12 protein-coding genes are annotated in these 11531 nt (G+C 70.1%); all 12 read right to left on the bottom strand.

The genetic code is table 11. The annotated features are described in order from the left end of the window. Window positions 1–1571: F0F1 ATP synthase subunit alpha (gene atpA, locus ACFU99_RS17165; RefSeq protein ID WP_384392238.1), on the bottom strand; the 1571-nt coding region annotated here is incomplete at its 3' end. Window positions 1572–1719: 148 nt separating this feature from the next. After that, window positions 1720–2535 carry a F0F1 ATP synthase subunit delta gene (locus ACFU99_RS17160; RefSeq protein WP_384392241.1) on the bottom strand — a complete coding sequence of 272 codons (816 nt, stop codon included), beginning with the start codon at window positions 2533–2535 and terminating at the stop codon, window positions 1720–1722. A 14-nt stretch (window positions 2536–2549) separates the two neighbouring features. Beyond that, window positions 2550–3104, bottom strand: coding sequence for a F0F1 ATP synthase subunit B (locus ACFU99_RS17155; RefSeq protein WP_384392235.1), 555 nt, complete (start codon window positions 3102–3104; stop codon window positions 2550–2552). A 41-nt stretch (window positions 3105–3145) separates the two neighbouring features. Next, window positions 3146–3388 (bottom strand): ATP synthase subunit C, encoded by a 243-nt coding sequence (locus ACFU99_RS17150; protein WP_030889667.1) that lies wholly within the window; start codon window positions 3386–3388, stop codon window positions 3146–3148. Between the two features lie 75 nt (window positions 3389–3463). Beyond that, entirely contained in the window at window positions 3464–4258 is a 795-nt protein-coding gene (gene atpB, locus ACFU99_RS17145) for a F0F1 ATP synthase subunit A (RefSeq protein ID WP_030889664.1), read from the bottom strand. 279 nt (window positions 4259–4537) lie between these two features. Next, the gene (locus ACFU99_RS17140) at window positions 4538–4975 is read right to left on the bottom strand and encodes a hypothetical protein (RefSeq protein ID WP_384392231.1); all 438 of its coding nucleotides are present in this window, start codon (window positions 4973–4975) and stop codon (window positions 4538–4540) included. Between the two features lie 258 nt (window positions 4976–5233). After that, window positions 5234–6601: an MraY family glycosyltransferase gene (locus tag ACFU99_RS17135; RefSeq protein WP_384392228.1), complete on the bottom strand. Its 1368-nt coding sequence runs from the start codon at window positions 6599–6601 to the stop codon at window positions 5234–5236. Between the two features lie 111 nt (window positions 6602–6712). Beyond that, window positions 6713–7975, bottom strand: a complete 1263-nt coding sequence (gene glyA, locus ACFU99_RS17130) for a serine hydroxymethyltransferase (protein WP_384392226.1) — start codon at window positions 7973–7975, stop codon at window positions 6713–6715. 69 nt (window positions 7976–8044) lie between these two features. Further along, window positions 8045–8695, bottom strand: coding sequence for a low molecular weight phosphatase family protein (locus ACFU99_RS17125; protein WP_030889656.1), 651 nt, complete (start codon window positions 8693–8695; stop codon window positions 8045–8047). Continuing rightward, window positions 8692–9339, bottom strand: coding sequence for an L-threonylcarbamoyladenylate synthase (locus ACFU99_RS17120; RefSeq protein ID WP_030889654.1), 648 nt, complete (start codon window positions 9337–9339; stop codon window positions 8692–8694). Before ACFU99_RS17120 ends, ACFU99_RS17125 begins: the two co-directional genes overlap by 4 nt. A gap of 52 nt (window positions 9340–9391) precedes the next feature. Further along, on the bottom strand, window positions 9392–10273 hold the full coding sequence (gene prmC / locus ACFU99_RS17115; RefSeq protein ID WP_384392221.1) for a peptide chain release factor N(5)-glutamine methyltransferase: 882 nt from the start codon (window positions 10271–10273) through the stop codon (window positions 9392–9394). A 90-nt stretch (window positions 10274–10363) separates the two neighbouring features. Next, window positions 10364–11443, bottom strand: a complete 1080-nt coding sequence (prfA, locus tag ACFU99_RS17110; RefSeq protein WP_363229307.1) for a peptide chain release factor 1 — start codon at window positions 11441–11443, stop codon at window positions 10364–10366. Window positions 11444–11531 lie beyond the last annotated feature (88 nt).

The raw sequence follows: 11531 nt of genomic DNA, 5'->3' as shown, positions 1-11531 counted from the left end.
GCGTCGTCACCGAGAAGATCGCCGCTCGAAGTCTCGAACTGCTTCTTGAAGGTGGCGACGGCGTCGGCGAGCGCCTGAATGGTGTCGTCGGACATCTTCGCGCCCTCGACGATGCTGTTCATGAGGCCCTTGTGCTCACGGCCCATGTAGTCGAGCAGCTCGCGCTCGAAGCGCTGGATGTCCTCGACCGGCACGTCGTCCATCCTGCCGGTGGTGCCCGACCAGACGGAGACGATCTGGTCCTCGATCGCGTACGGCGCGTACTGACCCTGCTTGAGCAGCTCGGTCATCCGCTTGCCGCGCTCCAGCTGCGCCTTGGAGGCCGCGTCCAGGTCGGAACCGAAGGCGGCGAACGCCTCCAGCTCGCGGTACTGGGCGAGGTCCACGCGCAGTCGGCCCGAGACCTGGCGCATCGCCTTGTGCTGGGCGGAGCCGCCGACGCGGGAGACCGAGATACCGACGTTCAGCGCCGGCCGCTGGCCCGCGTTGAACAGGTCGGACTCCAGGAAGCACTGGCCGTCGGTGATGGAGATGACGTTGGTCGGGATGAACGCCGAGACGTCATTGGCCTTCGTCTCGACGATCGGCAGACCGGTCATCGAACCCGCGCCCATGTCGTCGGAGAGCTTCGCGCAGCGCTCCAGCAGACGGGAGTGCAAGTAGAAGACGTCGCCCGGGTACGCCTCGCGGCCCGGCGGGCGGCGCAGCAGCAGGGAGACGGCGCGGTAGGCGTCGGCCTGCTTCGACAGGTCGTCGAAGACGATCAGGACGTGCTTGCCCTGGTACATCCAGTGCTGGCCGATGGCCGAGCCGGTGTACGGGGCGATGTACTTGAAGCCGGCCGGGTCGGACGCCGGAGCCGCGACGATCGTCGTGTACTCCAGGGCGCCGGCCTCCTCCAGCGCGCCGCGCACGGACGCGATGGTGGAGCCCTTCTGACCGACGGCGACGTAGATGCAGCGGACCTGCTTCTTCGGGTCGCCGGAACGCCAGTTGTCGCGCTGGTTGATGATCGTGTCGACGGCCAGGGCGGTCTTGCCCGTCTGGCGGTCGCCGATGATCAGCTGACGCTGGCCGCGGCCGATCGGCACCATCGAGTCGACGGCCTTGAGGCCGGTCTGCATCGGCTCGTGCACGGACTTACGGACCATGACGCCGGGCGCCTGGAGCTCCAGGGCGCGGCGGCCTTCCGTCTCGATCTCGCCGAGGCCGTCGATCGGGTTGCCGAGCGGGTCGACGACGCGGCCGAGGTAGCCCTCGCCCACCGCGACGGAGAGCACCTCACCGGTGCGCTGCACCGGCTGGCCCTCCTCGATGCCGCTGAACTCGCCGAGGACGACCGCACCGATCTCGCGCTCCTCAAGGTTGAGGGCGAGGCCGAGGGTGCCGTCCTCGAACTTCAGCAGTTCGTTCGCCATGGCCGAGGGAAGACCCTCGACCTTCGCGATGCCGTCGCCGGCAACGCTGACCGTACCGACCTCCTCGCGCGAGGCCGCGTCCGGCTTGTACGCCTGGACAAAGTTCTCCAGCGCGTCCCGGATCTCCTCCGGCCGGATCGTGAGCTCCGCCATCTGGGTTCCCTGCTCTCCTTGTTGGGCCCGAAGTTTCTTGCGGGGCCGGGGGGCCACGCGGCGTGCGCCGCTCCTGTCACGGCCCCCTGGTTTTTCCGCTACGGCCCAACACGGGCCGCGGTCTTGCTCTTGAGTTGGTGGTGGCCGGTCAGCCGGCCATCCGCCGGGTCGCCTCTTCGAGGCGGTCCGCGATGGTCCCGTTGACGATCTCGTCGCCCACGCGCACCGACACCCCGCCGAGGACCTCGGGGTCCACATCGAGGTTGAGGTGCACCTGCCGCCCGTACAGCTTGGCCAGTGCGGCGCCCAGGCGCTGCTTCTGTCCGTCGCTCAGCGGCACCGCGGAGCGGACCTCGGCGACCATGCGGTCGCGCCGTTCCGCGGCCAGCTTGGAGAGGGCGGTGAGCCCTCCCTCCAGGCTACGGCCTCGCGGCTGGGCGACAAGGCGGACTACGAGCCGCTCGGTGACCTGGTGCGCCCGGCCGCCGAGCAGGCTGCGCAGCAGCTCCGCCTTGGCCGCGGTGGTCGCCAGCCGGTCGGTGAGCGCGGCCCGCAGCTCGGTCGAGGAGGAGACGACCCGGCCGAACCGGAAGATCTCGTCCTCGACGGCGTCGAGGGCGCCGGCCCGCTGCGCCGCGATGAGGTCGGCGGAGGCCGCCAGCTCCTCGATCGAGTCGACCAGGTCGCGCGAGCGCGACCAGCGGGAACGGACCATGCCGGATACCAGGTCGGCGGCCTCGCCGCCCACCTGGCCGCCGAGCAGCCGGCCCGCCAGCTCCGCCTTGGACTCGCCGCTCTGCGCCGGGTCGGTCAGGACCCGGCGCAGCGACACCTCGCGGTCGAGCAGCGCGGTGACGCCGGCCAGGTCCTCGGCGAGCTTCGCCGCGTCGACGGACGTGTTGTCCGCCAGCGCGTCGAGGCGCTCACGCGCGGTGCCCAGTGCCTCACGGCTCGCGCCGTGCATCTCCGTCGCAGCCGTCATCGCTTGGCCTCGGCCGTCGTCGCGCTCTCCTCAAGACCGTCGAGGAAGCGGTCGATGGTGCGGCTCTGCCGGGCGTTGTCCTCAAGGGACTCGCCGACGAGCTTGCTCGCCAGGTCGGTGGCGAGCTTGCCCACGTCCTGGCGGAGCGAGGCCGCCGCGGCCTTGCGGTCGGCGGCGATCTGGGCGTGGCCGGCAGCGATGATCTCCTCACGCTGCCGCTGGCCCTCGGTCCTCATCTCGGCGATGAGTGCGACGCCCTGTTCCTGCGCCTCCTGGCGCATCCGCGCGGCCTCGTGGCGGGCGTCGGCGAGCTGGGCCCGGTAGTCCTCAAGGACCTGCTGAGCCTCGGCCTCGGCGGCCTCGGCCTTCTCCATGCCGCCCTCGATGGCCTCACGGCGCTCGTCCAGAACCTTGTTGATGTTCGGGAGGAGCTTCTTGGCGAGGAAGCCGAAGACGATGAAAAAGGCGATAAGGCCGATGACGAGCTCTGGGATCGGCGGGATGAGGGGGTTTTCCGCCTCCTCGGCCGCCATCTGTACCAGGGCGTTCACATCAATGCCTTTCGTCAAGAACTGCTGTCAGTACGCCTGGATCAGATGCCGTAGACGAACGGCAGCACGATGCCGATCAGGGCGAGCGCCTCACAGAAGGCGAAACCCATGATCTGGTTGGCGCGGATCAGGCCGGCCGCCTCGGGCTGACGGGCGAGGGCCGAGGTGCCGTTGCCGAAGATGATGCCGACGCCGACGCCGGGGCCGATGGCCGCGAGGCCGTAGCCGATGGAGCCGAGGGAGCCGTGAACGCCTTCGGCGGCAAGGGTCTGGAGAGCGGACATGCCGGTTCTTCCTTCTTTTCATGGGCCGGTGGGGGTTGGCCACCGGACGTCAATTGGTCTGGAGGGGCAGGGGGCTCAGTGGTGCTCGGCGAGCGCGCCCTGCACGTAGGTGCAGGCCAGGAGGACGAAGATGTACGCCTGAACGGCCTGGATGAACAGCTCGAAGGCGGTCATCAGGATGGTCATCACGAACGAGACGCCGGAGTACGCGATACCGATGCCGTTCAGCATGTACCAGCTGGCGATGGTGAACATCAGGATCAGCAGGTGGCCGGCGAACATGTTCGCGAAGAGCCGGACCGCGTGGGTGAACGGCCGGACCAGCACGTTCGAGAAGAACTCCAGGAACACGATCATGGGGAGGATCGGGCCCAGCGACTTGTCGTAGCCGGTGATGTTCTTCAGGCCGCCGACGAAGCCGTGCTTCTTGAACGTCAGATACATCCAGAGGACGTAGACGATCAGGGCGAGCCCCGCCGGGAAGGCGATGATCGACGTCACGGGGAACTGGGCGACCGGAATGATCGACCACAGGTTCATGATCCAGACGAAGAAGAACAGCGAGACCATGAAGGGGACGTACTTGTCGCCCACCTTCTTGCCGAGGGACTCGTAGACGATGCTCTTGCGCACGAAGTCGTAGCCGGACTCGCCGATCATCTGGAGCTTGCCCGGCACCACCTTGGCCCGGCCGAAAGCCGCCCAGAAGAACCCGATGATGACGACCGTGCTCAACAACGCCAGCAGCATTGGCTTGTTGACGTCATAGCCGCCGACGGTGAAGAGCGGTTCGAACATGAACGAGTGGAGGCCCGGAGCGGGAAAGCCACACCCGTCGAAGAGGTGGCAATCGGTCTCGAAGGCGAGCATCTGGTCAGCACTCACCGCGAGCTCCTTCAGCGTGGCGCATAGGTACGGCAACCTCGTTGTGTCGGCGCGGCGCACAGCCACGGAGCGGCACTGGACTGGTCTTACGGATTTGGGGGCGGCTGGTCGGCGCGAGGCCGAATGGCATAGCGGGCATCAGCCGCATGGACTGCCGATTCCGTCCCGGGAAACTCGGGAGTTCAGCTGCCTTCGCGTGCTGTGCCTCAGATGGCACCGGACGATAGCAGGTGAGCGTGACGGTGTTTATCGCGGCCCTACCGGTCATGACGGAGACCCGGCGGGCGCGGACTTCTTCGCGTCGTCGGGTTCCGGTTCCACGTAGAGAATCTTGGCCTTCAGGTGGGCGCGCGTCTGCGCGGCGATCCACACCAAAGTCACAACAAGCAGGGTCAGCCCGAACGCCTTGGTGTTGAACAGCGTCGTGTGTTTGAACACCGCGAGGAAGATCCCGACCAACAGGAACTGCGTCGCGTACAGCATCAGGCCCATGGCCTGGAACAGGTGCGGGAGTTGTCGCGCGGTCCGCTGAAGGACGTAGTAACCCATCGCCATGATGCAGACCGACAGCAGCGTGCCGACGACCGCGCCGATCGCACCCTTGCCGCCGGCCAGCGCGGCGCTGACCGCCACGGCGATACCGCCGGTGACGGCGGCCGGCACGGCGCAGAGCAGGAGTGTTCGGGCGTCGTTGGACTGCATGAAGGGTTTCTCCGGCGGGAGTCGGAAGCAACGATTCGTCGTGGACGAGCGTATCCCCGGAGGTGAGATGGACCTCGCGACGAAGGGCCGTACGCACTACGGTCCTTCGGCTCTAGCACCGGGTTTAGTGAACGGTATCACAAACTATTTGATGAGGTCTTTACCTACATCGTGTGCTGCCCATCACACGGGAGAGTTAATCCCGGCATGTTCACCGGACAGCACGACCGATGTCTGGTATACGGCAGATGCGCCAAATCAGCGATGGCTGCTGATCTTCCTGGTATGGGTGAAACGCGAGCGGTCCCCGACCGCCGTCGCACCGTTCACCCCGGACGGCACCGGCTCCGGCTCCGGTTCCGCTTCGGCGCCCTCGGCGTCCGTACGGCCCTCGGCGCCGGTTCCCGCCGCCACCGCGGCCTTCGCGGCCCGCTTCCGCGCCGTCATCTCCAGGAAGGCCCGGCGCCGGTAGCGCGGCGGCACCAGCCGCTGGGCCCACAGCGGCGCGCGCGGCGTGAAGCGCGGCAGCAGCAGCAGGACCAGCCCGACGGCGCTGAGCAGCACGATCAGCAGCACGATCCACATGCTGGCGGAGTTCACCGAGTAGGCGACCGCGCCGAAGGCGATCAGCCCGGACCAGAAGTACATGATCAGCACGGCCCGGCTGTGCGAGTGGCCGATCTCCAGCAGCCGGTGGTGCAGGTGGCCGCGGTCGGCCGCGAACGGCGACTGGCCGTTCCAGGTGCGCCGCACGATGGCCAGGATCAGGTCGGCGACCGGCACCATCACGACGGTCAGCGGCAGCAGCAGCGGGATGTAGACCGGCACCGTGCCGTGCACCGCGGCCCGCTCCGACCCCGCGAACAGCCGCATCGCGTCCGGGTCCACCTGCCCGGTGATGGAGATCGCGCCCGCCGCGAGCACCAGCCCGATCAGCATCGACCCGGAGTCGCCCATGAAGATCCGCGACGGGTGCATGTTGTGCGGCAGGAAGCCCAGGCACACGCCCATCAGGATCGCGGCGAACAGCGTGGCCGGGGCCGCCGCCTCGATGCCGTAGCCGAACCAGATGCGGTACGCGTACATGAAGAAGGCGGCGGAGGCGATGCACACCATTCCGGCGGCCAACCCGTCCAGCCCATCGACGAAATTGACGGCGTTGATGGTCAGGACGACCAGGGCCACCGTCAGCAGCGTGCCCTGCATGGGGGTCAGCGCGACCGTGCCGACGCCGGGCACCGGAATCCACAGAATGGTCAGGCCCTGGAGGACCATCACGCCCGCCGCGATCATCTGCCCGCCGAGCTTGACCAGCGCGTCCACCTCGAACTTGTCGTCCAGCACGCCCAGCAGCCAGATCAGCCCGGCCCCCGACAGCAGCGCCCGCGGCTCGTTCGACAGCTCGAAGACGCCCTTGAGGTTCGACAGATGGGACGCGACCAGCAGCCCCGCGCACAACCCGCCGAACATCGCGATACCGCCGAGCCTCGGCTTCGGTTCGCGGTGCACGTCGCGCGCGCGGATCTCCGGCATCGCGCCGGCCGCGATCGCGAACTTCCGCACCGGTCCCGTCAGCAGATAGGTGACCGCGGCGGTGACGCACAGCGTCAGCAGATATTCACGCACAGGCTGCCCCAGAGGTTTCGCTGGCCATCACAGCCCCACACCATATTCGCGTCCACCCCCGAATCGTGAATGCGGCCCAGGACGTGCCCCGTTGGGGGATGGTTCCAGCCCTCAGGTGTGATCGGGATAAGGAGGGAACCTTCCGGCCAATTCCGCCACTTCCGCACGGGTCCCCGCGTCCTGTCGCAGGGCCGCTCCCACCAGCGCCCCGACGCGCGCCATCTCCGCCTCCCCCATCCCCTGCGTGGAGACGGCCGCGCTGCCCAGCCTGACGCCCCTGGCCCGCCCGTCGGCGCACGGGAGGCCGCAGGTGTCCAGGACGATCCCGCAGGCCGCCAGACGGCCGCTGGCGGCCCTCGCGTCGATGCCCAGCGGCGCGACGTCCGCGGTGATCAGATGCGTGTCGGTGCCGCCCGTGCTCACCGCGAGCCCCTCGGCCGCGAGCGCCGCGGCCAGCACCCGCGCGTTCGCCACGCACTGGTGCGCGTACGCCGTGAAGGCCGGGGTCGCCGCCTCGCCGAAGGCCACCGCCTTCGCCGCGACCGTATGCATCTGCGCGCCGCCCTGCGTGAACGGGAACACCGCCCGGTCGATGCGGTCCGCGAGCTCCGCGCCGCACAGGATCAGCCCGCCGCGCGGCCCCCTCAGCACCTTGTGCGTGGTGGCACACACCACATCCGCGTACGGCACCGGGCTCGGCGCCGCACCCCCCGCGACCAGCCCGATCGGGTGCGCCGCGTCCGCGATGAGATACGCCCCGACCTCGTCGGCGATCTCCCGGAAGGCCGCGTAGTCCACATGGCGCGAGTACGAGATCGAGCCGCAGACGATCGCCTTGGGGCGGTGCGTACGGGCCAGCTCGCGCACCTGCCCGTAGTCGATCAGGCCGGTGTCCGGCGCGACGCCGTAGCCCGCGAAGTCGAACCAGCGGCCGGAGAAATTGGCGGGCGACCCGTGCGTGAGGTGCCCGCCCTGGGTGAGCGCCATCGCCAGCACCGTGTCGCCGGGGCGCAGCAGCGCGGCGTACGCGGCGAGGACGGCGGAGGAGCCGGAGTGCGGCTGGACGTTGGCGTGCTCGGCGCCGAAGAGCGCCTTGGCCCGGTCGGCGGCGATCCGCTCGGCGAGGTCCACCAGCTCGCAGCCGCCGTGGTGGCGGGCGCCGGGGTAGCCCTCCGCGTATTTGTTGGCGAGCGGCGAGCCGAGGGCCGCGAGGACGGCGGGCGAGGTGAAGTTCTCGGCGGCGATGAGCTGGAGTCCGGCGGACTGCCGGCCGAGCTCGGCGAGGAGCAGCCCCGCCAGCTCCGGGTCCGTGCGGCGCAGCGCGTCGAAATCGGGGCCCCAGTGGGTGTGGGGTGCTACTGCGGCGACCGGCATGGCACTGGCTCCGGACCTTGAGGGGTGGTGCACCCCAATGTAGGCCCGGCGTCCCGCGCCCGCAGCCGGTCAGGTCCGGGTGGGGACTCCGGTGAGGGCGGTGACGACCGGGTCCAGGGCCTGGTTGATCTCGTCGCCGATGGAGCGGAAGAAGGTGATGGGGGCGCCGTACGGGTCGTGGACCTCGTCGGCCTCGGCGTTCGGGGCCAGCAGCCAGCCGCGCAGCGCGGCGGCGGCCTGCACCAGCGCCCGCGCGCGCCCGACGACGCCGCCGTGCACGGGGTCGGGCAGCGTGGCGGGGTCTATGGCCCGTACGAGCCGGGTGAACTCCTTGAGCGTGAACGTGCGCAGCCCCGCCGAGTGCCCCATGGAGATGACCTGCGCGCGGTGGTCACGGGTGGCGGTCAGTACCAGGTCGGCGCGGATGACGTGCTCGTCGAGGAGCTCGCGGCCGATGAAGCCGTCCGGATCGGCGCCGAAGTCGGCGAGGACGGTCGCGGCGTGCGCCTCCATGGGCGCGCCCTCGTGACCCCAGGTGCCGGCGCTCTCCACGACGAGGCCGCCGGCGAAGGGGTCGCCGAGCCGGTCGGTGAGGGCATAGCGGGTCAGCCGCTCGGTGATGGGCGAGCGGCAGACGTTGCCGGTGCTGACGTGGAGGATGCGGAAGGTGTCGGCGGTGAGGTCCGGTCCCGCTATGCCACGCCCCTGCGGGGCGATCAATTGGCCACCTCAAGATCGGGTACGACCTCGCGGAGCTGCTCGGCGCTGAGCGCGCCCGCCCGCAGCAGCACCGGGGTGCCGCGGGTGACATCGACGATGGAGGAGGGCACGGCGGCCGGGGTGGGCCCGCCGTCGAGGTAGACGGAGACGGCGTCGCCGAGCATCTCCTGAGCCGCGTCGCAGTCCTGCGGCGAGGGGTGGCCGGTCAGGTTGGCGCTGGAGACGGCCATCGGGCCGAACTCGGTGAGCAGCTCGATGGCGACCGGGTGCAGCGGCATGCGGACCGCGACGGTGCCGCGGGTCTCCCCCAGGTCCCAGGTCAGCGACGGCTGGTGGTTGGCGACGATGGTGAGCGCGCCGGGCCAGAAGGCGTCGACGAGCTCCCAGGCCTGTTCGGAGAAGTCGGTGACGAGCCCGTGCAGGGTGTTCGGCGAGCCGACGAGCACGGGCGAGGGCATGGTCCGGCCGCGCCCCTTGGCCTCCAGCAGGTCGCCGACGGCCTCGGCGCTGAAGGCGTCCGCGCCGATCCCGTAGACGGTGTCGGTGGGCAGCACGACCAGTTCGCCGCGGCGGACCGCCGCCGTCGCCTCGCGCAGGCCGGTCTTGCGGTCGGTCGCGTCGCTGCAGTCGTATCGCCGTGCCATCACATCTCCTTCGCGAAGCGGTTACTGGGGTCGAGCGTGCGGGGTGCCGCGGTCACGGCGTCGCCCTGCGGGCCGTCGCGAACCGCGGGCGGTTGTTGAGGTCCGGGTGGTCGGCGGCGTCCGCCCAGCCCCGCTCCTCGGTGAAGATCCACGGCACCTGGCCGCCCTGGGTGTCGGCGTGCTCGATCACGACGACGCCGCCGGGGCGCAGCAGCCGGTGGGCGGTGCGCTCGATGCCCCGGATGGTGTCCAGGCCGTCCTCGCCGGAGAAGAGCGCGAGCTGGGGGTCGTGGTCGCGGGCCTCCGGTGCGACGTACTCCCACTCGGTCAGCGGGATGTACGGCGGGTTGCTGACGAGCAGGTCCACCTGGCCGTCGAGCTCGGGCAGCGCGGTCAGCGCGTTCCCGTGGTGGAGAACGACGCGGGACCCCTCGACGTTCTTGCGGGCCCATGTCAGGGCGCCCTCGTCGAGCTCGACGGCGTGCACGCGCGAGCGCGGCACCTCCTGGGCGAGGGCGAGGGCGATGGCGCCGGAGCCGGTGCACAGATCGACGATGAGCGGCTCGACGACGTCCATGGCCCGTACGGCGTCTATGGCCCAGCCGACGACGGACTCGGTCTCCGGGCGGGGTACGAACACCCCCGGGCCGACCTGGAGTTCGAGGTAGCGGAAGAAGGCGCGGCCGGTGATGTGCTGGAGCGGTTCGCGGGCCTCGCGGCGGGCGACGGCCTCCCAGTAGCGGGCGTCGAACTCGGCGTCGGCGACGTTGTGCAGCTCGCCGCGCTTGACGCCGTGCACGAACGCGGCCAGCTCCTCGGCGTCGAAGCGGGGCGAGGGGACGCCCGCGTCGGCCAGCCGCTGGGTCGCCTGGGCCACCTCGGCGAGCAGCACGGATCGGGGGTGCGGGGGTCGCCCCCCGGCAGATTGCTGCACGCTGTTCCTCCGGCTTGCGAACTTGCGAGAACGTATGGACTGGACCGGACCGGCCGGGACCCGCGGGCGGGCCCGCCGGGTCCGCGGAGCTTACTGGGCGGCCGCCAGCTTGGCCGCCGAGTCGGCGTCGACGCACGCCTGGATCACCGGGTCCAGCTCGCCGTCGAGGACCTGATCCAAGTTGTACGCCTTGAAGCCGACCCGGTGGTCGGAGATGCGGTTTTCGGGGAAGTTGTACGTCCGGATGCGCTCGGACCGGTCCACCGTACGGACCTGGCTGCGCCGGGCGTCGGACGCCTCGCGCTCGGCCTCCTCCTGGGCCGCGGCCAGCAGCCGCGAGCGCAGGATGCGCAGCGCCTGCTCCTTGTTCTGGAGCTGGCTCTTCTCGTTCTGGCAGGAGACCACGATGCCGGTGGGCAGGTGGGTGATGCGCACGGCGGAGTCGGTGGTGTTGACGGACTGGCCGCCGGGGCCGGAGGAGCGGTAGACGTCGATGCGCAGGTCGTTGGGGCCGATCTCGACCTCGACCTCCTCGGCCTCGGGGGTGACGAGCACGCCCGCGGCGGAGGTGTGGATGCGGCCCTGCGACTCGGTGGCGGGCACGCGCTGCACGCGGTGCACCCCGCCCTCGTACTTCAGGCGCGCCCAGACGCCCTGGCCGGGCTCGGTCGCGCCGCCCCCGCCCTTGGTCTTCACGGCCACCTGTACGTCCTTGTAGCCGCCGAGATCGGACTCGTTGGCCTCCAGGATCTCGGTCTTCCAGCCGACGCGCTCGGCGTAGCGCAGGTACATCCGCAGCAGGTCGCCGGCGAACAGGGCGGACTCCTCGCCGCCCTCGCCTGCCTTGACCTCCAGGATCACGTCCTTGTCGTCGCTGGGGTCGCGGGGGACCAGCAGCAGCCGCAGCCGCTCGGTCAGCTCCTCGCGCTGCCGCTCCAGCTCCTTGACCTCGGCCGCGAAGTCGGGGTCGTCCTGGGCCAGCTCGCGGGCGGTCTCGATGTCGTCGCCGGTCCGCTTCCAGGAGCGGTAGGCGCCGATGATCGGGGTCAGCTCGGCGTAGCGCTTGTTGAGCTTGCGGGCGTTGGCCTGGTCCGCGTGGACGGCGGGGTCGGCGAGCCGCTTTTCGAGGTCGGCGTGTTCGCCGATCAGTTCCTCGACTGCCTCGAACATCAAGTTTCCCTAGCTGGAGGTGAACGGGCCTGCTGGACGACAAAGCGCCGGTCCGGTCGCCCCTCGAAGTCGAGAGGCGACCGAGGAC

The organism is Streptomyces sp. NPDC057654, from assembly GCF_042800135.1.
GTDB lineage: Bacteria > Actinomycetota > Actinomycetes > Streptomycetales > Streptomycetaceae > Streptomyces.
The sequence above is the reverse complement of the archived record's forward strand: the minus strand, read 5'-3'. Positions and strand labels throughout refer to the sequence as shown.

Coding starts and splice junctions, on each gene's coding strand:
- prfA (WP_363229307.1), bottom strand. CDS start 11,443: ATGTTCGAGGCAGTCGAGGAACTGATCGGCGAACACGCCGACCTCGAA.
- ACFU99_RS17140 (WP_384392231.1), bottom strand. CDS start 4,975: ATGCAGTCCAACGACGCCCGAACACTCCTGCTCTGCGCCGTGCCGGCC.
- glyA (WP_384392226.1), bottom strand. CDS start 7,975: ATGCCGGTCGCCGCAGTAGCACCCCACACCCACTGGGGCCCCGATTTC.
- atpB (WP_030889664.1), bottom strand. CDS start 4,258: ATGCTCGCCTTCGAGACCGATTGCCACCTCTTCGACGGGTGTGGCTTT.
- ACFU99_RS17150 (WP_030889667.1), bottom strand. CDS start 3,388: ATGTCCGCTCTCCAGACCCTTGCCGCCGAAGGCGTTCACGGCTCCCTC.
- ACFU99_RS17160 (WP_384392241.1), bottom strand. CDS start 2,535: ATGCACGGCGCGAGCCGTGAGGCACTGGGCACCGCGCGTGAGCGCCTC.
- ACFU99_RS17120 (WP_030889654.1), bottom strand. CDS start 9,339: ATGGCACGGCGATACGACTGCAGCGACGCGACCGACCGCAAGACCGGC.